22 protein-coding genes and 1 other RNA gene are annotated in these 24,535 nt (G+C 67.8%); 9 read left to right on the forward strand and 14 right to left on the reverse strand.

Annotation, left to right across the window (positions count from 1 at the left end):
• The first annotated feature begins 2 nt into the window (after positions 1-2).
• Both serB and ACZLZY_RS05640 read left to right on the forward strand, forming a co-directional pair.
• Entirely contained in the window at positions 3-869 is an 867-nt protein-coding gene (gene serB / locus ACZLZY_RS05635) for a phosphoserine phosphatase SerB (protein ID WP_472932567.1), read from the forward strand.
• The gene (locus ACZLZY_RS05640) at positions 866-1,432 is read left to right on the forward strand and encodes a GNAT family N-acetyltransferase (protein WP_472932569.1); all 567 of its coding nucleotides are present in this window, start codon (positions 866-868) and stop codon (positions 1,430-1,432) included. Before serB ends, ACZLZY_RS05640 begins: the two co-directional genes overlap by 4 nt.
• A 6-nt stretch (positions 1,433-1,438) precedes the next feature.
• Here the strand turns inward: ACZLZY_RS05640 and ACZLZY_RS05645 are convergent, their stop codons facing one another.
• The 7 genes from ACZLZY_RS05645 to ACZLZY_RS05675 form a co-directional block, all read right to left on the reverse strand.
• Complete coding sequence (locus ACZLZY_RS05645; RefSeq protein WP_472932571.1) at positions 1,439-1,906, reverse strand: thiol-disulfide oxidoreductase DCC family protein; 468 nt, start codon at positions 1,904-1,906, stop codon at positions 1,439-1,441.
• Positions 1,907-1,910: 4 nt separating this feature from the next.
• Positions 1,911-3,494: a Do family serine endopeptidase gene (locus ACZLZY_RS05650; protein WP_472932573.1), complete on the reverse strand. Its 1,584-nt coding sequence runs from the start codon at positions 3,492-3,494 to the stop codon at positions 1,911-1,913.
• A gap of 204 nt (positions 3,495-3,698) precedes the next feature.
• Positions 3,699-4,829 carry a protease modulator HflC gene (hflC, locus tag ACZLZY_RS05655; protein WP_472932575.1) on the reverse strand — a complete coding sequence of 377 codons (1,131 nt, stop codon included), beginning with the start codon at positions 4,827-4,829 and terminating at the stop codon, positions 3,699-3,701.
• Entirely contained in the window at positions 4,829-6,037 is a 1,209-nt protein-coding gene (hflK, locus tag ACZLZY_RS05660) for an FtsH protease activity modulator HflK (RefSeq protein WP_472932576.1), read from the reverse strand. The genes hflC and hflK overlap by 1 nt, the downstream gene beginning before the upstream one ends.
• 189 nt (positions 6,038-6,226) lie before the next feature.
• On the reverse strand, positions 6,227-6,733 hold the full coding sequence (locus ACZLZY_RS05665; RefSeq protein ID WP_472932577.1) for a dihydrofolate reductase: 507 nt from the start codon (positions 6,731-6,733) through the stop codon (positions 6,227-6,229).
• Positions 6,730-7,317: a glutathione S-transferase family protein gene (locus ACZLZY_RS05670; RefSeq protein WP_472932578.1), complete on the reverse strand. Its 588-nt coding sequence runs from the start codon at positions 7,315-7,317 to the stop codon at positions 6,730-6,732. Before ACZLZY_RS05670 ends, ACZLZY_RS05665 begins: the two co-directional genes overlap by 4 nt.
• A gap of 69 nt (positions 7,318-7,386) precedes the next feature.
• Positions 7,387-8,181: a thymidylate synthase gene (locus tag ACZLZY_RS05675; RefSeq protein WP_472932580.1), complete on the reverse strand. Its 795-nt coding sequence runs from the start codon at positions 8,179-8,181 to the stop codon at positions 7,387-7,389.
• A gap of 62 nt (positions 8,182-8,243) precedes the next feature.
• Between ACZLZY_RS05675 and ssrA the strand changes: the two genes are divergently transcribed.
• From ssrA to ACZLZY_RS05700, 5 genes are all read left to right on the forward strand, one after another.
• Positions 8,244-8,637: a transfer-messenger RNA gene (gene ssrA, locus ACZLZY_RS05680) on the forward strand.
• Positions 8,638-8,693: 56 nt separating this feature from the next.
• Positions 8,694-9,275, forward strand: coding sequence for an SspB family protein (locus ACZLZY_RS05685; RefSeq protein WP_472932582.1), 582 nt, complete (start codon positions 8,694-8,696; stop codon positions 9,273-9,275).
• A gap of 8 nt (positions 9,276-9,283) precedes the next feature.
• Positions 9,284-9,565 (forward strand): DUF4169 family protein, encoded by a 282-nt coding sequence (locus ACZLZY_RS05690; RefSeq protein WP_472932583.1) that lies wholly within the window; start codon positions 9,284-9,286, stop codon positions 9,563-9,565.
• Between the two features lie 6 nt (positions 9,566-9,571).
• Complete coding sequence (locus ACZLZY_RS05695; RefSeq protein WP_472932584.1) at positions 9,572-9,847, forward strand: ribbon-helix-helix domain-containing protein; 276 nt, start codon at positions 9,572-9,574, stop codon at positions 9,845-9,847.
• A gap of 222 nt (positions 9,848-10,069) precedes the next feature.
• Positions 10,070-10,249, forward strand: a complete 180-nt coding sequence (locus tag ACZLZY_RS05700) for a hypothetical protein (RefSeq protein WP_472932586.1) — start codon at positions 10,070-10,072, stop codon at positions 10,247-10,249.
• An 11-nt stretch (positions 10,250-10,260) separates the two neighbouring features.
• Here ACZLZY_RS05700 and ACZLZY_RS05705 read toward each other — a convergent pair whose 3' ends face one another.
• From ACZLZY_RS05705 to ACZLZY_RS05720, 4 genes are all read right to left on the reverse strand, one after another.
• Positions 10,261-14,451, reverse strand: coding sequence for an AsmA family protein (locus ACZLZY_RS05705; protein WP_472933121.1), 4,191 nt, complete (start codon positions 14,449-14,451; stop codon positions 10,261-10,263).
• Between the two features lie 168 nt (positions 14,452-14,619).
• Positions 14,620-16,035 carry an FAD-binding oxidoreductase gene (locus tag ACZLZY_RS05710; RefSeq protein ID WP_472932588.1) on the reverse strand — a complete coding sequence of 472 codons (1,416 nt, stop codon included), beginning with the start codon at positions 16,033-16,035 and terminating at the stop codon, positions 14,620-14,622.
• A gap of 82 nt (positions 16,036-16,117) precedes the next feature.
• The gene (locus ACZLZY_RS05715; RefSeq protein WP_472932590.1) at positions 16,118-16,609 is read right to left on the reverse strand and encodes a cupin domain-containing protein; all 492 of its coding nucleotides are present in this window, start codon (positions 16,607-16,609) and stop codon (positions 16,118-16,120) included.
• Between the two features lie 9 nt (positions 16,610-16,618).
• The gene (locus ACZLZY_RS05720) at positions 16,619-17,497 is read right to left on the reverse strand and encodes a dienelactone hydrolase family protein (RefSeq protein WP_472932592.1); all 879 of its coding nucleotides are present in this window, start codon (positions 17,495-17,497) and stop codon (positions 16,619-16,621) included.
• A gap of 178 nt (positions 17,498-17,675) precedes the next feature.
• On the opposite strand from ACZLZY_RS05720, the gene ACZLZY_RS05725 reads away from it, so the two are divergent.
• Positions 17,676-20,846, forward strand: coding sequence for an ATP-dependent helicase (locus ACZLZY_RS05725; RefSeq protein WP_472932594.1), 3,171 nt, complete (start codon positions 17,676-17,678; stop codon positions 20,844-20,846).
• Positions 20,847-21,002: 156 nt separating this feature from the next.
• Here ACZLZY_RS05725 and ACZLZY_RS05730 read toward each other — a convergent pair whose 3' ends face one another.
• The 3 genes from ACZLZY_RS05730 to ACZLZY_RS05740 all read right to left on the reverse strand — a co-directional run bounded on the left by ACZLZY_RS05730 (position 21,003) and on the right by ACZLZY_RS05740 (position 23,733).
• A complete protein-coding gene (locus ACZLZY_RS05730) occupies positions 21,003-21,359 on the reverse strand; it encodes a DUF2019 domain-containing protein (RefSeq protein WP_472932596.1) in 357 nt (118 codons plus the stop codon).
• Positions 21,360-21,370: 11 nt separating this feature from the next.
• Positions 21,371-22,207, reverse strand: a complete 837-nt coding sequence (locus ACZLZY_RS05735; protein WP_472932598.1) for a hypothetical protein — start codon at positions 22,205-22,207, stop codon at positions 21,371-21,373.
• A 692-nt stretch (positions 22,208-22,899) separates the two neighbouring features.
• The gene (locus ACZLZY_RS05740; protein ID WP_472932599.1) at positions 22,900-23,733 is read right to left on the reverse strand and encodes a metallophosphoesterase family protein; all 834 of its coding nucleotides are present in this window, start codon (positions 23,731-23,733) and stop codon (positions 22,900-22,902) included.
• A 279-nt stretch (positions 23,734-24,012) separates the two neighbouring features.
• Here ACZLZY_RS05740 and ACZLZY_RS05745 point away from each other — a divergent pair, with 279 nt between their 5' ends.
• Entirely contained in the window at positions 24,013-24,495 is a 483-nt protein-coding gene (locus ACZLZY_RS05745) for a BA14K family protein (protein ID WP_472932601.1), read from the forward strand.
• The last annotated feature ends 40 nt before the right edge of the window (positions 24,496-24,535 follow it).

A 24,535-nucleotide genomic window follows, 5' to 3' on the forward strand; every position in this document is an offset into this window, starting at 1 on the left:
CCATGCTCGTCGTCACGCTCATCTCCGCCCGGCACAGCCTGCCCATCGCCCGCGACGTCGCGGAAAGCCTTGGCGGTGCGCTGACCTGGCTGCAGCCGGACGTCGCCTGCGACATCCATCTGCCCGAAGCGCCGACGGCGGCGGCGATGGCCGAGGTCCGCGCGCTCGCGGCCGCCACCAAGGTCGACTGCGTGGTGCAGGAGGCGGCCGGTCGGCGCAAGCAGATTCTGATCGCCGACATGGATTCCACGATGATCGGGGAAGAGTGCATCGACGAGCTCGCCGCCCTTGTCGGGCTGAAGACCGAGGTCGCCGAGATCACCGCGCGGGCGATGAACGGCGAGATCGACTTCGAGCCGGCGCTCATCGCCCGCGTCGCGCTGCTGAAGGGGCTCCCAGAAAGCGTCATCGCCGACGTCATCGCCTCGCGCATTACCCTCGCCCCCGGCGGCGCCACGCTCGTCGCCACGATGCGCGCCAACGGTGCCTATGCTGCGCTCGTGTCGGGTGGCTTCACCGCCTTCACCTCGGTCATCGCGGCCCGCCTCGGTTTCGACGAGAACCGCGCCAACAGGCTCGACATCACCGATGGCCATCTCGCCGGCACCGTCGAAGCGCCGATCCTCGGCCGCGAGGCCAAGGTCGAAGCGCTCCGGCAGATCGCGGCGATGCGCGGCCTGACGCCTGCCGACGCGCTGGCCGTCGGCGACGGCGCCAACGACCTCGGCATGATCGGCATCGCCGGCACCGGCGTCGCGATCCACGCCAAGCCCGCGGTCGCCGCCGCCGCCCCGCACCGGATCGACCATGGCGACCTCACCGCCCTGCTCTTCCTCCAGGGCTATGCGGCGACTGATTTCGTCGGGTGATCCCGTTCGAGACCGAGCGGCTGATCGTCCGCCGCTGGATGGATCGCGACCGCGCGGCGTTTCACCGGCTGAACAGCGACGAAACGGTGATGCGTTTCTTTCCCTTTCGCCGCGACCGGGCCGAGTCCGATGCCGCCCTCGACCGCTTCAACGCCATGCTCGACCGCGACGGCATGACCTTCTTCGCGCTGGAGGCCAAAGAGGACGGGCGGGTCGTCGGCATGGCCGGCACGGCCCGGCTCGATGCCAATATGCCCCGTGCCCCGGGGGTCGAGATCGGCTGGCGGCTTCTGCCGGAAGAATGTGGCAAGGGATTTGCCACGGAAGCGGGCCGCGCTTGCCGCGACTTCGCTTTTGCCGGCTTCGACATCGGCGAGATCGTCAGCTTCTGCGTCGTCGACAATATTGCCTCGGAAGCGGTGATGTTGCGCCTCAGCTTGGAGCGGGTTGCCGACTTCGACCATCCCAAGGTCGATCCAAGGACCCATCCCCATCTCGTCCGCCACAAGCTCTATCGCCTTTCGCGGGCGCAATGGTCGGCGCTTGCGCCGCACCAGAGCTAGGCGGCTTTACAAAACGCCCGCCCTCGCCCCGCCGACGCCGGCAAAGCGATGGCGCTGGTCCGGCGGCACCAAGGTGCAATCCTGGCGCCGACCGAACCAGCGATAGCGTCGCCGTGCGACGAGATCATAAGCGCTGTCACGCCAGGAGCGCGGGACGATGCGCACGACCCCGAGCCAGCGCAAAGGCGCCTTCAGGTGCCGGCTGATCTCGATCGCCGCATCGGATCGCGTCAGGCCATTCTCTCCCACCACAACCAGGAAGGTCGCATCGAGGTCTTCGGGCGCGAGCCCATGGGCCGCAGCGAGCCCCGCGCCCTCCGGCGACCAGGCGCCAACGAAATGCAGCGCCGCATCGCGCTCGAAGCGCAGCACAAACGCGACCATCCCGCTGCACAACACGCAGTCGGTATCGAAGACGATCACTGGATGGGGCACCGGAACGGGCTTTGCCCCGGCCTCCGGCGCCAGAGTCACGACGTCAATCGATCGGCACCACCACGAAGCGCAGTTCGCCCGTCGCGGTGGCAAGCAGCAGCAGCGCGTTTTTGCGGCCGCTGGTCTTCAGGCTGGCGATCTTCTTGGCGATGTCGGCGGGCTTTGCCACTTGCTCCTGCGCGACCTCCCGGATGACCATACCGGGCTCGATCCCCTTTTCGGCCGCGCCGGACGACGGCGCGACGGCGGTGATCACGACGCCTGACACGTCGGCGCCGAGCCCGAACTTCGTGCGGGCCGCCTCGTCGATCTCGTCGAGAGCCAAGCCGAGCACCTCGACACCCTCCTCAGCCTTCGCGCCGGGCTGGCTGTCCTCGGTGTCCGCCTTGTCCTCGTCACCCATCAGCTTCTCGCCGTCCTCGAGCCGGCCGAGCGTCACGTCGACGTCGATCTGTTGCACGGGATCGGAGGTCTTCGCTTCCTTGCGCAGCAGCTTCACCACGACCTTCTTGCCGACCGGAGTCTCCGCGACGATGCGCGGCAGGTCGCGCGAGGTGAGGATGTCCTTGCCGTCGAAGGTGACGATGACGTCGCCGACTTTCAGGAGCCCGTTGTCGGACGGGCCTTTCGGGACGACGCCCATGACCAGCGCGCCCTTGGCGGCCGGCAGGCCGAGGCCCTCGGCGATGTCGTCGGTCACCTCCTGCAGACGAATGCCGAGCCATCCGCGCCGCGTCTCGCCGAACTGACGGAGCTGGCCGATGACGTTGGAGGCGATCACCGAGGGAATGGAGAAGCCGATGCCGATCGAGCCACCGGTCGGCGAGATGATGGCGGTGTTGATGCCGACGACGTCGCCATACATGTCGAACAGCGGGCCGCCGGAATTGCCCCGGTTGATGGCCGCATCGGTCTGGATGAAGTTGTCGTAGGGGCCGGCATTGATGTTGCGGCCTCGGGCCGAGACGATGCCGACGGTCACCGAACCGCCGAGCCCGAAAGGGTTGCCAATGGCCATCACCCAGTCGCCGATCCGCAGCTTCTCGGAATTGCCGAACTTTACGGCCTTCAGCGGCGTCTTCGGCACGACCTTCAACAGCGCAATATCCGTCTTGGTGTCGACACCGACGAGTTCGGCATCGAGCTTGGAGCCGTCGGCGAAATTGGCGGTGATCTCGTCGGCGTCGGCGATGACGTGGTTGTTGGTGACGATGTAGCCGGCGGAGTCGATGACGAAGCCCGAGCCCAGCGACTGCACCTTGCGGGAATCACTGCCGTCGCCGTCCTTCAGGAGATCGTCGAAGAAGTCCTGCAGCGGCGAGCCCTCGGGCGCCTCGAGCCGCGGCACGTTGCGCGAGGAACCCTCGACGGTCTGAGAGGTCGAGATGTTGACCACGGCGTCGAGCAGCGGCTCGGCGACATCGGCAACGGATTCCGGACCGTTCGACCGGTGAGGCGTCGCGGGAACACCGGGTGCGGCGGGATTGACGGTGTCGGCGACCGGGGGCTGCGGGGCTACCGTCTGGCCTTCGGGCGGCGGCGCGATCACCCCTTGCGCGCCGGCGGGCACTGCGAGACCGAGGAGAAGAAGACCCGTCAGGGCGTGCAGCGGGCGGCGGTCGGACATGGCGATTCCCGTGGTTGTCGCGCCCGGGCCGTCGCCGGCATGGGCCCCGGAGATCGCGCCCTGCGCACCCGATCGAGGCAAACGGAAAAACATGGCCGAAGCAAGAAGATTACGGCCACTTCACGGCTTTGCACCGCCGACGTGACCCGCTCGGCGGCCCTGAAATGAAAATGCCGGGCGGTGGAAGCCGCCCGGCATAAAGACTTACTGTGCGGGCGCCGGGGCCGGCGCTTCTGCGGGCGCCGGCGCCCCGGCTGGAGCCGGTGCTTCGGCGGGAGCCGGTGCATCTGCCGGCGGTGGCGTATCCAGCGCCGGCGCCTGCAACGCCGCGGGGGCGCCTGCGGGTGCCGGTGCGTCCGCTGCCGGTGCTGTCGGCGGCGTTGCGGCTTCCGCAGCGGCTTCGGCTGCCGCGGCCGCGACACCCGGGGATACCGCGACGGAAGCCGTGGCACCGGCTGCACCATCGCTCTTGAAGTAGCGGAAGAACTCAGAGTCCGGGCTTAGGACCATCGAGGGTCCGTTGCCGTCGAGCGCGGTCTTGTAGGCCTGCATCGAGCGGTAGAACTCGAAGAACTCCGGGTTGCGCCCGAACACCGCGGCGAAGATCGCGTTGCGCTGGGCCTGGCCGCCGCCCTGCAGGACAGCTGCCTCGCGGCGTGCGCCGGCGAGGAGCTCGGAGGATTCACGCTCAGCGGCGGCGCGGATCTCGCGGGCCGAAACCTGGCCGTCGGCGCGCAGCCGCTCGGCCTCAGTCAGACGCTCTGCCGCCATCCGGCGGTAGGTGTTCTCAGACACTTCGCTGGTGAGGTCGGTCCGGCTGATGCGGATGTCCTCGAGGCTGATGCCGAGCGCCGAGGCCTCCGGCCGAACCTGGTCGCGGATCTCGACCATCATTTCCGCCCGCGCCGAGGAGAGCGCCGCGTCGAAGCTGCGCTTGCCGTAGGTGGCGCGGATGGCGGAGTTGAAGCGCGTCAGCAGCCGCTGCTCGGCGATCTCCAACTGGCCGCCCTGGACGCCGGCCCGGAACTTGCGGGCATCGGTGATGCGGTAGACCATGAACGCGTCGACCACATAACGCGCGCCGCCGGACACCTGGACCTCGAGGTCGGTGATGTCGGAGCGCAACAGGCGGTCCGGCAGCATCTGGACGATGTCGGCATTGGCGAAGGCGAAGGGCAGCTTGGCGTAAAGGCCGGGCTCGGTGATCACCCGCTGGATCTGACCGAGGCGGATCACCACGGCCTGCTCGCGCTCGTTGACGACGAAGATCGAGCTCCAGATGATGAACAGGACGACGGCGAAGCCGAGCAGGCCGGCATAGAAACGGTTGCTCATCAGTTGGCTCCCTGGCTGGCGGTCGCGCCGGTGCTGGTCGAGCCGTAGTTCTGGTTCGGGGTGTTCGGGGCGACGGTCGTCCCGCCGCGCCGCTGCAGATCGTTCAGCGGCAGGTAGGGCACCACGCCCTGCCCGTTGGTGCCGGACTCGATAATCACCTTCTTGGCGTCGCGGTAGACGCCTTCCATGGTCTCGAGGAAGATCCGACGACGCGTGATCTCTGGCGCCTTCTCGTACTCGTCCAGAATGGCGGTGAAGCGCTGCGATTCACCTTGCGCGTCCTGGATCAAACGGTTGCGCTCGGCGGCCGCGTCTTCGCGGATCTGAACGGCCTGACCACGGGCCTCACCCAGCTGCTGGTTGCGGTAGAGGTTGGCTTCTTCGACGAAACGGGTCTGGTCCTGGCCGGCGCGCTGCACTTCCTCGAAGGCGGTCGCAACCTGCTGCGGCGGTGCCGCGTCCTCGATGGACACGCCGCTGATGCGCAGGCCCGAGCCGTAGCGATCGAGGGCATCCTGCATGATCGCGCGGACCGACTCGGCAATGCCGGCGCGGTTGTCGCGGAACACCTCGTCGACAGGCCGACGTCCGACGACTTCACGCATGGCGCTCTCCGCGACCTGCCGCAGCATGCCCTGCGGATCGTCGACGTTGAAGAGATAGGCTTGCGGATTGTCGATGCGGTAGAGCACTGAGAACTGGACGTTGACGATGTTCTGGTCGCCCGAGAGCATCTGCCCTGCGAGGGCGCCGGAGCCATCCGGGCTGGCACTGCCGATGCGCAGCTGGTTCTCGACGGCCGGCACGGTCTGGAACGTCTCGAGCGGCCAGGCGGTGAAATTCAGGCCCTCGCTGGCGAGTTCCTGGCGTGGCTTGCCGAGGAAGATCTTCACGCCGTATTCGCCGGGCTGGACGGTATGGACCGCGTTGAAGACCCAGATCAGCGCGAGGACGACGAGAATAAGGCCGCCGAAGGCAAAACCGCTGGCCGCTCCGCCGGGAGGACCACCGCGACCGCCGCCGCCGCCGCCGCCACCAGGGATGGCGCGCCGAAGACGGTCCTGCCCGCGCCTCAGGATTTCCTCGAGGTCGGGAGATTTTCCGCCGTTACCGGGGCGCGGGCCTTGGCCCCAAGGGCCGTTGCCATTGCCGTTGCCGCCGCTGCCTTTATAGCCGCCGCCACCACCGGTCTGATTGCTCCAGGGCATGCATGTCCTCTCGATTGACATGAAGGACACGGGAACTGCCCCGCATCGTCGATCATTCGTCCAAAACCCTTATAGGAACTGGCTTGAGCCCTTTCAACGCGAGGACGCGGTTTTACCGGTCGCGCCGCCGGTCATCGTTACCGGATGCCTGCCGCCCAGGCGGCAAACGGCGGCCCTTCGAGGGTGATCTCAGATCCGGTCGTAGATGACGAAACGGCTGGCCGCGCTGTCCCGCTCGCTGGGGGAAACGTCCTCGTGTTGCACGACTTTCCACCGCAGCGGATCAATGGCCGGAAACAGCGTATCGCCCTCCGGCTTCGCCTCGACATGGGTGACGCAGAGGCGCTCGAGCCGGTCCATGAACAGGGTGTAGATCTCCGCCCCGCCGGCGATCACGATCTCGTCGGCGCCGCGTTGACCGGCAAACTTCTCCGCCAGAGCGAGGGCCGCGTCCGGCGTCGCGACGGCGTGCGCACCGGCGATCGGCAAGGTGGCGCTGCGGGTCAGCACGACCGAATCCCGCCCGTCCAGCACCCGTCCGATCGAGACGAGGGTCTTGCGGCCCATGATCATCGGCTTGCCCATGGTGAGCTGGCGGTAGCGCTTGAGGTCGGTGGCGAGGCGCCAGGGCATTTCGCCGTCCCGGCCGATGACGTTGTTTTCGGCCATAGCGACGACGGCGACCAGTCGCGTCATGCCGCGTCCCGCTGCAGGCCGCGGGCCAGCGCCGGACGGACCGACATCCGCTCGGCATGCGCCCGGAGCACTTCGAGGTCCGGCATCAGCGAGGCCGACCACTGCATGACGCTAGCGACCAGGATGTCGGCACCCGAGACGGTGTCGCCCAGCAGATAGTCGTGCCGTGAAAGGGTCGCCTGTAGCCTTTCCCCGAGTTCGTCGAACTGCCGGGCGAAGAGCGAGCCCGGCGTCGCGATCTGCAGCTGCCGCGCGGTCACCGCCGGCTCGAGGACGCCGGCATAATAGGCGAGCCATGTCAGGTAGGCGCCGCGTTCGGGGTGGCCGATCGGCCGTCCCATCTCGGAATCGGGGAAGAGATCGGTGAGGTACAGCACGATGGCGCTGGACTCCGAGATCACTGCGCCGTCGTGCAGCAGCGCCGGCACCTGTCCGGCCGGGTGCGGGTTGGCGGGATCGCGGGCACCGGACCCGTCCATGCGCCGGATGCCGACATAGCGGACGTCGTAGGTCGCGCCGAGCTCCTCCAGCAGCCAGAGAATGCGCGTCGAGCGCGACTGCGGCGAATGAATCAAGGTCAGCATCGTTTTCTCCCGGCGTCCGGCCTCGAAAATAGCGCCAGAACGGACCGCGAAACCAGCCCTGACGGTTGCTCAAACGGCGATGGGCGCCTTGATGCTATCGTGCGCCTGGTAGTTCTCGATGGTGATGTCGTCGAAGCCGAAAGCGAAGAGATCGGTGACCGCGGGGTTCAGCCGCAGCTGCGGCAGCGGCAGCGGCTCGCGCGTCAGCTGCAGCCGCGCCTGCTCGAAATGGTTGGCGTAGAGATGCGCGTCGCCGAGCGTGTGAATGAACTCGCCAGGCTGGTATCCCGTCGCCTGCGCGATCATCGCCGTCAGCAGCGCGTAGGAGGCGATGTTGAAGGGCACGCCGAGGAAGATGTCGGCCGAGCGCTGGTAGAGCTGGCAGGACAGTTTCCCGTCGGCGACGTAGAACTGGAACAGGCAGTGGCAGGGCGGCAGCGCCATCTCGTCGACGAGGGCCGGGTTCCAGGCCGAAACGATCAGCCGGCGTGAATTCGGGTTGCGCTTGATGGCCTCGACGATGCCGGCGATCTGGTCGATATGCCCGCCCTGATAATCGGGCCAGGACCGCCATTGCGCCCCGTAGACCGGGCCGAGTTCGCCGTCCGCATCCGCCCACTCGTCCCAGATCTTCACGCCGTTGGCGTTGAGATAGGCGATGTTGGTGTCGCCCTTCAGGAACCAGAGCAGCTCGTGAATGATCGAACGAAGGTGGAGCTTCTTGGTGGTGACGAGCGGAAAGCCGGCGGCGAGATCAAACCGCATCTGACGGCCGAACACCGAACGGGTGCCGGTGCCGGTCCGGTCGCCCTTGTCGGCGCCGCCGGCCAGAACGTCGGCCATGAGATCGAGATAGGCACGCATCGAAACCTCAGAAAGGAAATGTCGGCGACTATCTCGCCGGCTTAGAATGGCTTGGCGCTTTCGGCCTTTTCAGATGGCAGGGAACTGCCTATATTCGTCTCGCCGGTGCAAGCCGGCTATAGCGATAAACGGACGATGAAATAAGCCATTCGGACCCGGGGGCGGTACCCGGCGCCTCCACCTGAGCCCTTCCGCAGTGGAAAAGTCCTCCCTCATCGGGGGTCAATCTTCCACGGGAAGGGTTGAGGCGGGGGCGAAATAGGATCGACGAGGGTGTAAAGATCGAACTTTTGCTCGGCATGGTACCACCGTCATCGGGCTATATAGTAGTTGCCAATGACAACTATGCGGAAGCACGTCTCGCAGCCTAAGGCTGTGCGATAGCTTCAAATCAAGCCCTGGGGGTTCGCACTTCTAGGCGGGGTTCGGAGGCACCTGGCAACAGAAGCCTCCACTGATTTACGGGCCCGCCGTCCCGGCAAGCCCCCGAGAAGAGCAGTCAGAGCGTCACGATGGGCCAGGATCTAATCCGCTACGATATTCTCGCGCAGGATGCCCTGCGCGGCGTCATCCGGAAGGTCTTGAACGAAGTCATCAAGACCGGACTGCCGGGCGAACACCACTTCTTTATCACCTTCCTGACGTCGGCACCCGGTGTGCGGATTTCGTCGCGTCTGCGGGAGAAATATCCGGAGCTGATGACGATCGTCATCCAGCACCAGTATTGGGACCTTGCGGTGACCGATACGACCTTCGAGGTCGGCCTGTCCTTCTCCGACATCCCGGAGCGCCTGCTGATTCCCTTCGCTGCGATCCGCGGCTTCTACGATCCGGCCGTCAACTTCGAACTCGAGTTTGACGTGCGCGAGGTCGAGGCCGCGAACGGATCGAGCGACGACGCGCCGGTGTCGATCGCGCCGCCCGCCTTGCAGGAAGTGCCGAAGACGCCGCGCGCCGCGCCGGCGAAGCTGCCGGCCAAGGCCCGTTCCAAGGACCAAGGCGAGGCGCCGACCGAAGAAAAGCCAGCCCCTGCTGCGGCCGAAAAGAAGAACGCCGAGGTCGTGTCGCTGGACGCGTTTCGCAAGAAGACCTGAGCCGGCGCATGGCCGAGATCGTCAATCTCCGGCAGGCGCGCAAGCGGCTCGCGCGCGCCGCGGCGGCCGATCAAGCCGATGCCAACCGTACGGCTTTCGGCCTTCCGAAGCGCTTGCGGGAGGCGGCGAAGACCGAACGCGAGACGCTCGCGTCGCGCCTCGACGGGCGTAGACTCGGAAAGCCGCAGACCGATGCGGGTGCGAACCCCTCCGCTGATGCGGCGGTCGAAACCTTCACTGCCCCCCTCAAGCCCACCGACCGCACGGCAGATATCCGCTCGGCCAACTGAAAGCCGATGATGATCGTCAAGCGCTCGATCAGCATTCGCGGCCACCGGACGTCGATCAGCATCGAGGACGCTTTCTGGACGCGCCTTCAAACGATTGCCGCCGATCGGCGGACGGCTCTGGCCGCCCTCGTCGCCGGAATCGACACCGCCCGAACACCCGGTACCAACCTTTCCTCCGCCATCCGGCTGTTCGTGCTCGACGAAGCCCTGGCCGCCCGAGGCGAGACTGCACCACCTCGCCCGGCTGCGCCTGTTGCGCACGAGGTGGCAGCGCGCGATTGAGGCGGCTACCACACCGGTCAGGTCCCGTCGGCGTACAACCGAGCGCAGCGCCGGTTGTGGGAGGTCAGATCAGGCCCGTATCGGAAAGCCTATTTCCCGCCGCGCCTTGGGGTGCAGTGCCGCAGTTCGATCAGCGGGGCCATTCGGCGCTGTTTGCAGGACACGCGAAGCGCCTAGGTCGACGCAGGCCCTCCCCTCATCTCACCGAAGCGATCATCTCTCATGAGGGTGACGCGGAGGGCACCACATCCCTTCGACCGGCAACAAGGCAGCGACGTCATCGCCTCCCCGACCCAACGCCTGAGCCTGAGCCTGAGCCTGAGCCTGAGCCTGAGCCTGAGCCTGAGCCTGAGCCTGAGCCTGAGCCTGAGCCTGAGCCTGAGCCTGAGCCTCGGCCTGTAGCGAGGCACACCTTATCCCGGTCCGAACTGCAACGGGTTCTTCACGCCGGGTAGCGAAGGAAAATCCCTCGGCGCTTCGGTCGGCGGCGCGAGTTCGAGCGGCCGGGTGATCTGGTCGGTGTCGAGCGTGCGCCGCTCCGTCGGCGGCGTGGTGGCCTCGCCCGCACCCGCATTGCCGGCAGCGCCGCTGTCGTCTTGCTCAGCCTTTGCCCGGGCTGCCGCGCGTGCCGCCTCGCGAAGGCGCGCCTCGGCAATCGCCTTGGCGGCCGCGGCTTCCTGTTCTGCCTCTGCAGCCGCATCGGCCCTCGCCGCTTCCGCTTCCGCAGCTGCCGCCCTTTCGGCTGCCTGTTGCGCGGCGTCCCGCCGCTCCGCCGCCAACCGGTCCGCCAAGGCCTTCTCGGCAGCCGCTTTCTCGGCGGCGACCTTGTCGGCGGCCACACGGTCGGCCAAGGCTTTCGCCGCCGCGGCTCTTTCAGCCGCTGCCGCGGCCGCCGCCGCCTTCGCCTTGGCCGCCGCTTCTGCCGCCGCGCGTTCCGCTTCGGCCTTGGCCGCGGCCTTCTCGGCTTCGACCCGCGTCGCCTCGGCCCGCGCCTGCTCTTCCTTCAGCCGCACTTCCTCGCGCGCAGCTTCGGCCGCCGCGGCCTCTTGTGCCGCAATCCGGCTGGTCTCGCGCCAGCGGTAGTAGCGCGCCTCGCGCCGCAGCCGCAGCCGCTCCTGCAGCGCCTCCTGCATGGCCTCGACCCGCGCCTGCTCGCGCTCATAGGCGCGAACGGAGAGGTAACTCGCCAGCGGCTGGGCGTCGGCCGTCAGCGCCGGCCGCGCGATCGGACCGGACAGTTGGTAGAGGATGGAAGGCGCCGAGCCCTCCACCGCATCGTCGCCGGCCTGCATGTCGAGCCTCAGATCGGCGGAGACGCTGAGGTCCTTCAGATCAAGCGCCGCGCTGCCCGTCAGCGTCTCGGCGTCTCCCGGCAGCGTGGTCGCCGCGAACCGGGCGACCCCGCCCGCCACGGTGAAGTCGGTCTTCGCCGCCGCCACCGGGTAGCGCGCGCCTTCGTCAAGGTCCGCCACAAGCCTCGACGCGGTATCGGCACCGGGAACAAAACCTTCGGCATCCGCCGCCTTGAGGATCGGCCTGAACATGCCCGGCCGGACGCCGGCAAAGGACGCATCGCTGACGTTCACCGTGCCGGCACCGGTCAGCGACGAGACCAGCGCCCGATAGGACTGCCCGGTGCCGTCGAGCTTGACCGTCGCGTCGATGGCCCCGGCCACGGCTGCGTCGGGCCCGTCCGTGGTGTCCTCTTCCGCCGCCGCGTCGTCGTCTTCCCCCGCACGCCCAAGTGCCAGTGCGCCGGCGTCGATGCCGCTCAGCTGTGCCTGCAGCGAGAGCCCGCCAATGCCGTTGGCGTTGCGCAGCACCGCCTCGCCGGCGACATAGCCGCCGGCGACCGACGCCTGCAGGTTCCGGAACGCCAGCTGCCCGTCGGAGGCGGCGAGGGTCGCCGAGAAATCCCGCGCCGCGACACCGTCTGCCAGCCGCAGCCGCTCCGCCGTCACCCCCAGCGCCATCTCCATCGGCGGCAGCAAAGGCGCGGGAAAGCTCTCCGCCGCGCCGCCAGCGTCTTCCGGCGAGCGGCCGTAGGCCAGCGTCGCGAGCCAAGGCAGCGACAGGTCCCGCGCAAAGACGTTGCCCGTCAGCGGTCCGCCGCTGTCCTTTTCCAGTTCGGCCGAAACCTCGGTGCCGGCGGCCGACCCCGCCAGGTTGCGCAGCGCCAGCGTCTTGCCGTCGAAGGCGAGGTGCGCACCGAGATCGATCGGCAGCGGATCGAGCTGCGACTGGCCGATGGCGGCGCCCGTGGTGATCAGCCAAGGCCCCAAATCCTGGCTTTTGGCGGTGAGGCCGAAATCGGCTGCGGTGATGGCGTTGGCGGCAAGGTCGAACGTGCCCTCGGCATTGAGGTCGGTCCCCGGCGCGCGCAGCGCCGCACTCGCGGCCACCGGCCCGGCGGTTCCCGCCGAGAGGGACAGCTCGAGCTCCAGCGGCGACGGCGCGGGCACCGGCAGCGTCTCCAGCCCGAGCTGACCGAGCAGCGTCGCCGGCACCGTGTTGGAGAGCTTCAGTTCCAGCCCGAAACGCCCGTAGGTCCCTGCGGCATAGAGGCCATTGCCGAGCGAGAGCTGCATCCCGATGTCGGTTCCAGCGGCCTTGCCCGTCAGGTCGGCAGCGAGCGAGGGCTTCTCGCCCGGTGCGTCCTCGACCGTGCGAACCTCGCCGCGCAGGCTCAACGGCCCGAGCGATGGGGCCCGCACCCGCAACGCCTCCAGCGCCGGACTGCGCGGCAGCCGCTGGACGAGCGCCTCCACCAGCCGTTCCGGATCGGCTGCGTCGAGTGCCACGGTCAACCGTCCGGCGATGTCGCTGGCAAGGTCGCCGAGCTCACCGGAGACCTCAAGGTCGGCGCCGTCGACATCGCCGAGGGCGAGCTTGCGGATCGCCAGCTGGCGGCCGTCATAGCCGATGTCGGCATCGATCCGGGCGGCGGTCGCGCCGGCATAGCGCACGGGTCCGGCGGCGATCCTAAGGTTGAGCCGATCGGCCCGCGCCAGTGTGTCGTCCTCGCCGGTGAAGAGGCGCGAGAGCGCGAACAAGGCGTCGAGGTCCATGCTGCCGGCAGTGAAGTCCGCCGTCATCGCGCGGTCCTGCCGTGGTCCGCTCCGCGCCAGGCTGCCGCGCAGCGTATCCCCGCCGACGTCGACTTCCAGATCGCGGAACTGCTGCGCCTCCCGGCTGAGCTCGACCTTGGCGGAGAAGCCCGCCTGCGGCAGGGCGCGGATGGCCGGATCGACCGTCCCGGTCAGCCAGCCGGCGAAGCCCGACGGCTGGCGCGAGGCGACGAGGAGATCGCCTTTGAACTCGATCGCCCGGTCGAGCGTCATCACGCCGGACGCCTCCATCCGGGTCCGTCCCGGCAGTTCGGCACCGAAACGCTCGACCGACCAGCCGGTGTCGGTCGGCGAAACCGTGAAGGCGACGTCGCGGATCGTCGTGTCGCCGGCGACCACGATCGGCAGCGCCACCTTGACCGTCCCGGGGATCCTCGGTTTAGGCACGGCGGCAAACACCGCGCGCGCCGCTTCCAGCCGCTGGTCGAAGGTCACCGTGTCGGGTCGGGCGGTGGCCTTGCCCGCGATCTTGTCGACGTCGACCTGCTCGCCCTTGAGGTCGAGGTCGAAATGCGGCAGCTGCGACAGGCCGATACTGCCGCTGCCGGTGAGGATATAGGGAACCTCGCCACTGCCGGCAGCCAAGCGTATATCGCTCAGCGCCAAGGCATCGGGCGTGCCGGCGATCGCCGAGGTCAGCGCAAAGGGCGGCAGCAGCTTGACCGCCGGCGCGTCCTGGCGGATCGGCGCCTTCTCGGCGGCGGCGAAGGGGTCGACCGACTTCGGCAGCGCAACCGGCAGCGGGCTCGCCACCTGCAGCTTGCCGGCGAGCGTCGGACGGCGCTCCGCCAGATTGACTGAGCCGTCAAAGACGACGCTGGCATCGAGATCCGGCGAGTCGACCGTCAGCTTGAACGGCAGTCCGGTCTCCGGCTGCAGCGGCCCGGACGAGATGCCGAAAGAGAGCGGCTTGCCCCCGGCGGTCAGCGTTCCCGTCCCGCTGAACGGACCGCTCAGCGACTTCGCCGAGAACCGTCCCCCCACGGCGGCGAGATCATAGCTTCGGCCGGTCAGCCCGTTCTCGACGGTGACCGCCCCGTCGACGACCTCGACGTCCTCGAGCACCACCTGTGCCGTCGTCGGCAGGCGTGCGCGGCTTCCGACGAAGGCGAGCCGTCCATCCGCGCCCAGCGGAACCCGCAGCCTTGGGCGGTCCAGCCGCATGGAAAAGATCCGGATCTCGCCCGACAGATAGGGGGCGAGCTCCGCGTCCATGCGAAACTTCGCGATGCTCATCAAGGGCTTGGTGCGGTCGCCCGGATCGGCGACCACGACATCCGAGAATGTCACACTCGGAAACGGCAGCAGGCGGGCGGACGCCTCGCCGCGCACCGTGACGGACTGGCCGAGGATCTGGCTCGCCTCGCGCTCGAAATCGGCGCGGTAGGCGGTCCAGTCGACGAACCAAGGCGCAATCAACACGCCGAGCAGAGCGACGACAAGCAGCCCGCCAATCGCGACAAAGGCTCTGACCAGGGTCCAATCCTCCGCTGAACGACCCCATCCTTCCGGACCTCAGGCCGCTGCTTCCCGACACATCATCGCGGCGCTGAGGCGCACGGCGACAGACGCTCCATCCGATAACCCGGCGGCTTAGCGCCGGGCTCCGGTGACGATAGGCCAGAATGCAGCGGCTTTGTCGATTCAGTCGGCCATGAAGATCTTGCCGGGATTGAGGATATTGCGCGGATCGAGCGCCTGCTTGATCTGCCGCATCACCCCCAGCGCTTCGCCGAGCTCATCCTCGAGATAGCCGCGCTTGCCCTGGCCGACGCCGTGCTCGCCGGTGCAGGTCCCGTCGAACTTCAGCGCCCGCTGCGACAGCCGGGCGATGAAAGCCTCGGCGCGGTCGATCTCCTCCGGGTTCTCGCGGTCGAGCAACAGCGTCACGTGAAAATTGCCGTCGCCGACATGGCCGACGATCGGCGCGATCATGCCGATCTCGGCGATGTCGTCCTGGGTCTCGCCGATGCAGTCCGACAGCGACGAGACCGGCACGCAGACGTCGGTGGCGATCGCCTCGGCGCCCGGCCGCAGCGTCATGCCGGCCCAGTAGAAGTCGTGCCGCGCCTTCCAAAGCTTCGCGCGCTCCTCGGTGCGCGTCGAGCTGGCGAAGGTCCCGCCGCCGTTCTCGGCGGTGATCGCCTCGAAGAACTCGGCCTGCTCCGCCACCGATGCGGCCGAGCCGTGCAGTTCCACGAAAAGGCAAGGCGAGTGCGGCAGGTCGATCTGCGAATAGTTGATCGAGGCCTGCACCGCGAGCGCGTCCAGAAGCTCGATGCGGGCCACCGGAATGCCCGCCTGGATCGTCTGGATCACCGCGTCGCAGGCCTGCCGCACGCTCGGGAACGGGCAGACGCCGGACAGGATGGTGTCGGGAATGCCGTAGAGCTTGAGGTTCAGCTGGGTGATGATGCCGAGCGTGCCTTCCGAGCCGACGAGCAGGCGGGTCAGGTCGTAGCCGGCCGAGGTCTTCTTCGCGCGGCGCGCGGTGCGCACGATCCGCCCGTCCGCCATCACCGCCGTCAGCCCGATCACGTTGTCGCGCATCGTGCCGTAGCGCACCGCGCTCGTCCCGCTTGCCCGCGTCGCGGCCATGCCGCCGAGCGTGGCGTTCGCGCCGGGATCGATCGGGAAGAACAGGCCGGTGTCGCGCAGCTGGGCGTTCAGCGCCTCGCGCGTGATGCCCGGCTGGACCGTGACGTCGAAATCCTCGGGGTTGAGCTGCAGGATCCTGTCCATGCGCGACAGGTCGACGGAGATGCCGCCTTGCGGCGCGTTGACGTGGCCTTCGAGCGACGAGCCGATGCCGAAAGGCACGATCGGGCAGGAATGCTGATGGCAGACCAGCACGAGGTCGCGCACGTCCTCCTCGCTTTCGGCGAAGAACACGGCGTCCGGCATCTGGTTGGGGATGTAGGTCGTCGTGTGCGCATGGGCGCGGCGGACGTCTGCGCCGGTCGAAAGCCGCTCGCCGAACTTTTCCTTCAGGGCCGCCACGGCCGTGGCCGTTCCCGTCCGAGGCTCTACGCTCTCGCGCCTGATGTCGGCCAGTGTCATGCCCGTTCTCCTGCTTTCATGCGACGGGCATGCCATAAAGCGGCGGGGTCGCGCCAGAGGTCTGGGCTGCGGGTTTCCGCCGCTACCGCCACGCCGCCAGTCGACCGGGCTCGTCGCCGCTCAGCGGGTCCATCGCCGGCAGCGCGAGCTGGCCGATCGAGCGCGCCGCGACCACCAGCGCCATCGCGCCGGCGCGGGTGATGGCGCCATTCTGGTCGGGCGGATAGGCGCCGACGACCTGGAAGTCGGGCGAGGCCGACAGCCGCTTGTGCCCGACGCCAGCGGGAATGATCACCGCATCGCCGGGCGTCATCTCCACTTCCTCGCCGGTATCGCCGCCGAAACCGATGCGGGCATGCCCGGCAATGCAGACGAGAACCTCGTGCCCGGCCGCGTGATAATGCCAGTAGTCGTAGACCGTGTAGGTCCACGTCCCCTGCCAGCCGTGGCTGCGCAGGAGATCGTGGACGGCATTCTCCGACAGATCGGGGCCGACAGCCCTCGCCGCGACGATCAGCGGCAGCGTGCTGTTCGGCATCTCGCCGAGCGGATCGGGATGCAGATAGTGCAGCATGGGCCCTCCTCAGCTGAGCTTGGTCCTCAGGAATGTCGTCGTGCGCTCGAAGGCGAGATCGGACGCCGCCTTGTCGTAACGGGCGACTGATGTGTCGTTGTTGAAGGCATGGTTGACGCCATCATAGACGAAGATCTGATGCTCGACGCCTGCCTTCTCGAGGGCATCGCGGTAGGCGGGAATGCCGGCATTGATCCGGTCGTCGAGGCCGCCATAGTGCAGCATGACCGCAGCCTTGATCTTCACCACATCCTCGGCCTTCGGCTGGCGGCCGTAATAGGCGACGCCGGCGGCGAGGGCAGGATCGGCGACCGCGAGATCGTTGACGAGACCGCCACCCCAGCAGAAGCCGACGGCGCCGACCTTGCCGTTGACGCCGTCGGCCTTCGTCAGCCAGTCCGCCGACGCCTGTGCGAGCCCGACGGTCTGCGAGGGATCGAGCGTGCCGATGAGGTCGCGTGCCTTGTCCTCGTCCGGCGGGGTGCCGCCGTTCGCCGACAGGAAGTCCGGCGCCAGCGCCACGAAGCCGGCCTTGGCGAGCTGCCGTGCCACATCCTGGATATGCCCGTTGAGGCCGCGGTTCTCGTGGATCACCATGACGCCGGGAAGCGAACCCGCCGCATCCTTCGGCCGCGCGAGATAGGCCTTCATCTCGGTCTCGCCGGCGCTGAAGAGGACCCAGGACGTCTCGATGCCGGGATCGCCCTCCGGCACGATCGCCGCCTCGGCGTTGGAGGCCCCCAGCATCGGCGCGATCGCGGCGGCAGCGGCCGCCGAACCGGCAAGGCCGGTCAGCTTCTGCATGAAGCCCCGTCGGTCGAGCGTCAGATGGGTGTACTCGTCATAGGCGTTGATCATCGCCTGGGTGATGGCGGGCGTCTTGGTCATCTCGTCTCTCCCTGGTTTGGTCCTCAGCTTAAATGCTGACCCCGCCGGATCAACCACGGCGCGACCAAATATCTGGAAGATTGCCGCAGATGGCAGCGCCCGCGCCGGAGGACGGCGGGAACCGAGGTGTGACCGCGTTCCCCTAGTGTTCCGGCGGGCGGCCGATTAGATAGGGGATATGAGCGATTCCAGCATTCCCCGCCGGCCCGACGGCGCGTCCCGGCCCGACGGCGAGAGCCGGCCCCCGGCCCCCCGCGCCGGCGGCATCGCGGCGCGCGCGCTGGCGGCCCGCGGCGGACCGAAAGCGCCGGACTATCTCGAGGGCCTCAACGCCGAACAGCGGGCCGCGGTCGAGGCGACCGAGGGGCCCGTGCTGGTGCTCGCCGGCGCCGGCACCGGCAAGACGCGGGTGCTGACCACCCGCATCGCCCACATCCTTGCCACCGGCAAGGCCTTCCCCAGCCAGATCCTCGCGGTGACCTTCACCAACAAGGCGGCGCGCGAGATGAAGACGCGCATCGGGCTTCTCGTCGGCGGCGGCGCGGTCGAGGGCATGCCCTGGCTCGGCACCTTCCACTCCATCGGCGTCAAGATCCTGCGCCGGCACGCCGAGCTGGTCGGGCTGAAGTCGAACTTCACCATCCTCGACACCGACGACCAAATCCGGCTGATGAAGCAGCTGATCCAGGCCGAGAAGCTCGACGACAAGCGCTGGCCGGCACGCGCCTTCGCCGGCCTCGTCGACGGCTGGAAGAACAAGGGCCTGACGCCGAAGGACATTCCCGAGGGGGATGCGCGCGCCTTCGCCAACGGCCGCGGCCGCGAGCTCTACCAAGCCTATCAGGACCGTCTCGTGGCGCTCAACGCGACCGATTTCGGCGACCTCCTGATGCACCCGATCGCCATCTTCCGCGCGCATCCCGACGTCCTCGCCGACTACCACCGGCGGTTCAAGTACATCCTGGTCGACGAGTACCAGGACACCAACATCTCGCAATACCTCTGGCTCCGCCTCCTCGCCCAGCGCCCGAAGCGGCGGGATCAAGCACCTCAGAACGCGCCGATCTCCCCCCTTGAGGGGGAGATGCCTGGCAAGGCAGAGGGGGGCGCGCGAGATGCAGCGCTTGCCGATAGCGCAACGGTGGAGGTGGGCGGCAGCTCGCCCCCCTCTGGCCTGCCGGCCATCTCCCACTCAAGGGGGGAGATCGAGGCGTCGGCGTACGACGACCTCGTCGACGACGGCGACAACACCCCTCCCCCCTGGGGCGAAGTGGCAACCGGCTCGTCGGCCGTAGCGGCTGCGCAAGCCGAGCCCCGCCGCGACAGCGCGAGCGATAGCGTCAACATCTGCTGCGTCGGCGACGACGACCAGTCGATCTACGGCTGGCGCGGCGCGGAGGTCGACAACATCCTGCGTTTCGACAAGGATTTCCCTGGCGCCACCGTCATCCGCCTCGAGCGCAACTACCGCTCCACCGCCCACATCCTCGGCGCGGCGTCCAAACTCATCGCGCACAACGAGGACCGCCTCGGCAAGACGCTGTTCACCGAAAAGTCCGACCCCGCCGACGACAAGGTCGAGGTGCATGCCGGCTGGGATTCGGAAGAGGAAGCGCGCGGCGTCGGCGAGGAGATCGAGCAGCTTCAGCGCCAGGGCCATAAGCTCAACGACATGGCGATCCTGGTGCGCGCCTCATTCCAGATGCGCGAGTTCGAAGACCGCTTCGTCACCCTCGGCCTCAACTACCGCGTCATCGGCGGCCCGCGCTTCTACGAGCGGCAGGAGATCCGCGACGCGCTGGCCTATTTCCGCATCGTGGTGCAGCCGGCCGACGACCTCGCCTTCGAGCGCATCATCAACACGCCGAAGCGTGGCCTCGGCGACGCCGCCATCCGCTTCCTGCACGACCACGCGCGGGCCCGCGGCATCCCGATGATGGCCGCCGCAGAAGAGGTTGCCGCCACCGAGGAATTCAAGCCGAAACCACGGAAATCGCTGCAGGAGGTGGTGGCCAACTTCCAGCGCTGGTCCGGCCTCCTCGCCACGATGAAGCACACCGACCTCGGCGAGATGATCCTCGAGGAGAGCGGCTACACCGAGATGTGGCAGAACGACCGCTCGGCCGAGGCGCCGGGACGGCTCGAAAACCTCAAGGAGCTAATCCGCTCCATGGACCTCTACGAGAGCCTGCCCGGCTTCCTCGAGCACGTCTCGCTGGTGATGGACGCCGAGCAGAACGCCGAGCTCGACGCCGTCTCGATCATGACGCTGCATTCGGCGAAGGGCCTCGAATTCGAGACGGTGTTCCTCCCCGGCTGGGAAGAGGGCCTCTTCCCGCACCAGCGCGCGCTCGACGAGGGCGGGCGCTCCGGCCTCGAGGAGGAGCGACGGCTCGCCTATGTCGGCATCACCCGCGGCAAGAAGCGGGTGAAGATCTGGTTCGTCTCCAACCGGCGCATCCACGGCCTCTGGCAGTCGACCATCCCCTCGCGCTTCCTCGACGAGCTGCCGGAGGCGCATGTCGAGGTGATGGAGCCCTCGACCTCCTATGGCGGCTACGGCGCCGGCGGCATGGGCGGCTACGGCGCCTCGCGCTGGGACGCCGACGCTTTCTCCACCACCTCCTACCAGACCCCCGGCTGGAAGCGGGCACAGGCCGCACGCGCCCAGCAAGGCGGCGGCGCCGCCGGCGGCCGCGACACCGCCTGGGGCAACCGCTCCGGCCCGAAGGACACCGCGATCAGCTACGGCGAGCGCGGCGCGACCGGCGCCAACCCGCGCAGCAACGTCTCCGCCAAGGCCGACCGCTACGCCGCCGAAAGCGCCAAAAAGGCCGGCTTCGAGGACCACGAGTTCTCGCAGGTCCCGCCCGACGACGACGACGAGTTCGGTGCGAGCGAGGGCAGCGGCTCTTCGCACGGATACAGCAATACGTCCGGCCCGTCCGCCGGTGCGCGCCACCCCGCCGGCTCCCCCGCCGGCGCGCGCGGCACCAGTGCCCGCAATGCCGCCGGCAGCGGCGGCCAGCCCGGCTTCAGCGACGCCACCGGCTTTGCCGGCCGCATGCAGCCGCCGGCCCGCGGCAGCGTCTCGCCGGGCTCCAACCAGCCGCCGCCACGCCAGGGCTTCCACGCCGCCGCGCGCGCCGGCGGCCCGCGCGAGATCCAGGGCGAGCTGGTGGCCAAATCCGTCATCCAGGAGGCCAGCCGCTTCACCATCGGCGACCGCGTCTTCCACCTGAAATTCGGCAACGGCACCGTCGCGGTCGTCGAGGGCAACAAGCTGACCGTCGACTTCGACCGCGCCGGCCAGAAGCGCGTGCTGGACGGGTACGTGCAAGGGGCGTGAGGGTCGGCAGGATGCGATGCCGGCGCTCCTCTGTCCTTCGAGGATAAGCCGGCGGCAGCGGATCAGCAGCGATGCAGGCTCGCCGCGCAGCGACACAAGGCCGCCGATCCGCCGTGGCTCGCGCGACGACGCATCATGTCCTCCGCAATCTTACTATTACCTCGGCACGAAGCTGCCGTCGTCAAGCTTGTTCAGGATACTAGCTGCCTCCCCACTATAGGGGGGCACCCGCCAGTCACGAAGTTGCTGCAGTACCTCCCGGGCCTCCGTTGGTACGACGGCCAACGTCGCCAAGGCGGCATACAGCCTCACCCGAAGATTGATATCGTCGTAGAGTTTGACAAGCAGCCGCCGTTGATCTCCTTCGCGCGATTGAAGCTCCTTTTTGAGACTCATCCGATCAAAAAACAGTCTGTTGTATCTTGCAGTAGCACCTTCGATCTCTGCTTCATCCTGAGCTAGGCATATGTCGCGAAATATTCCCACCAGCACCGGAGCGCTTGCGCTCGCCAATCCTTCTGTCCTCATGGCTTAAGAACCTCTTCCTCGATCATTCGTTCGATACCAATAGAAAACCTTTCGTCCCATGATTTTCCGCGAAGATAATCCCTTGGGGCAAGCTCTCCATATTCCTCATTAATACGCGCGAACCAGCCCGTTATCGCGTGATGCTTGTACTTCGGAAGGCGGACCAGATTTTGGGGACCGTTAACAATGGAGTTAGGGAAACCGTCTTTCAGTGCGGAAGCCTCCTCGACAATATGATGAATCTCGTAGCCCGACTTCCTTGAAGAGGCGAGCCGCCGCAGTTCGTCGAGTGATTTTGGCGCATCGAAATAGCTCTCGATCTCCGGATAGTACGCGTTCAGCCATTCAACGAGTTCGACCACATCGACGACCAGCCCAAGCGGCCCCAGCAGACGACGCGCCGCAGCCTTAGCCATCCAGCGCGCGAGCGCCTTGGCGACGCGAATGCGCTGGTGTTCCGTCGGCGGCCGGTCCTTCGGAATCTGAGGTGGGTCCTCCAGCGGCGGGCCGCCGTTGTGACCCGTGCCAGGTGACGGCGGCCGCAGCCGCGGCACTTTCGGCGGCGTCTTCGGGTCGCCCGACGGCAGCTGTCGGGTAATGTAGACCTCGACCGCGGCCGTCCGGGTTCCTCCCCGGCGCCTTCCCTCGTCCCGCCATTGCCCGCTGATGTCGCCGCTGCCCTTCGGCCAGCGGGGCTGACTTTCCCGGTATCCGGACTTCAACGTCAGCCGGCGCAGGGTGGCGAACGCGAGCAGCACCTGTAGGCCGCGACACTCCATCCGCTGCGCCAGCAGCGCGTGGAGTGTCTCGAAGTATTCCCTTCCTGCCCCCATCAAACCCTCCCGTTGCGTTTCCGGATTTTATTCCTGTGCAGCGGGGAGACGGAAAACTTTCAGGAGGGGCACATTTGAAGTCTCTACCCTGCCCAAAAGCACTGAAAGTTTAAAAAGCCGGCGCCTGCATAGGCGCAAACATCGCATCGCTCGCGATCAAAGCCGGTGGATCTCCAAAACCCTAGATACCTAAATAAGATTAATTTCCTTTATCCGCCCTTCCCCGCTATCTTCCCCTCACCGCCGTTCCCGCGAGGGACGCGAGTGATCACCGGGATCGCTCGGGGGATGGCGGGCGGTGTCCGGGCGTCGCTCTCTCCGGGGAGCGGCGGCCGGCCTCCCCGGCGAGGCCGCCCTTGGCACGGGCGGCGGCGGCGGCATCCGGTGGCGGCGCGCCCGTGGCAACGGCGCGGCAGCGGCGGAGTGGGAGGATGGGCGGAGCGTCGGGCGGCCGGACAGGTCCCCACAGCTCGGCCGGGCGCTGCGCGGAACGCCGGAGGCGCTTCGCTTTCATCCAACCCCACGCCTCCGGCGCCCGCCGTCTCTTCGGAGCGTCGGGACGGATGCGGGAACCCCTGCAAAACCCAGCTCGAACGCGAGGGCGGGAGCCCTTCGCTTGCCCGCCGCAAGGAAAGTCCGACCAGCCTCGATGCCCTGGCGCCCCCTCGCGGCTCGGTCCGCCGCCCCGGCTCTCAGCCGGTGACGGCGCCGATCGCGACCGGCGCCGGCGCCGTACCGCGGGTGATCCAGCCCTCGCCGCTCCATTCGCGCACGGCGATGTCGATCCGCTGCGGGCCGATGGCGACGAGGTTGTAGGCGTTCGGCTCGCCGCGCAGCCGGGTCGAGATCGAGGTCGAGGCCTGCGCGACGATCATCGCCGGTGCGCCCGCCTCGCCAAGGACGACGAGACCCGGCGGGTGATGGCGGACGTAGGACATGTGGAAATGCCCGGAAAGCACCAGCCGCACGCCCAGCCGGGCGAATGTCGAAAGCGCGAGATCGGCTCGCTTGACCAGGCGGATCGACACCGGCACCTCCGGCTGCATCAGCGGATGGTGCGCGACGACGATGCGCACGGCGCCCGGCGCGCTGGCCGCGAAGCGCTGCTCGAGCCGCTCGAGCTGGCGCCGTCCAATCGAGCCGTTCGCCCAGTTCCAGCCCGGCCGCACCCGCCGGGCGGTGTTCAGTCCGGCAATGGCGAGAGGACCGATCTCGCGGAACGGCTCGAGGTCGTCGGCGATGAACTGGCGGTACCGCCCATAGGCGTCGGCGAAGCGCTTGTAGACATTGCGCGCCGGCACGTCGTGATTGCCGGGCACCGCGAAGACGGGCGCCGTCAGGCGATCAAGGAAGGCGCGGGCCGCCGCAAATTCTCGCCGGCTGCCGATCTGCGCAAAATCCCCGCTGATCACCACGAGATCGGGCGCCTGCTCCTCGACGTCGGCGAGCAGCGTTTCGGCAAGCCTCGTATCGTGACGGCCAAAATGCAGGTCGGAGAGATGCGCGATGCGGAACGTGTCGGCCAAAAGGTCCCTCTTCCGGTGTCGCCGCTCGTCACCGCTGTGCTGGACGGGGTTTTCCGGGAGAACCCGACATCCGCGCCCGGATTAGCGCGTCCTGGCGAATTCGTGAAGATGCGGGCATCCGGCAGGGATCGACGTTGGGCCGCTTGCGCGCGGTAACTTTACGTTAACCCTGCACCGCGGGTCGGCGCGGCAAACGTCCGCCCCAGGCTCCCTTCAGGAACCGTTCATGTGGGGAATGGTTAGTCGAAGAACATCCAATGACAAAATCGGAGAACAGGCATGCGCATTTTCAGGTCGCTGGCGACCAAGGTTTTGGCGGTAGCACTGGCATTCTCGGTGGTCCCGGCGGCAATTCCGTCGAACGTTCCGGTGGTCGGCATCAGCAAGGCCGAGGCACGTGATCATGGCGGACGCCGCTATCACGGCGGCAGAAGCTATGGTGGCGGGCGCCATTACCGCGGTGGCCGTTCCTACCGTGGGGGCCGCTCGTACCGCGGTGGTCGCTACTACGGCAACAACCGCCGCTACTACAACCGGCGCCACCACCGCAACAACAGCGGCGCGCTGATCGGCGGGGCGATCCTCGGCCTCGGCGTCGGCGCGGCGATCGCCAACTCGAACCAGCCACGCGCCTATCGCGGCGGCAGCTATGCCGTCCGCAGCCAGGCTTGGTACGATTCCTGCGCCGCCCGCTATCGCAGCTTCGATCCGCGCAGCGGCACCTATCAGCCGAACAACGGCCCACGCCGCATGTGCCGCTAACCGGCACTGACACGATCGACCCTTCAGAAGGCCCCGCGAG

It is taken from the genome of Mesocryomonas lacus (assembly GCF_055730135.2).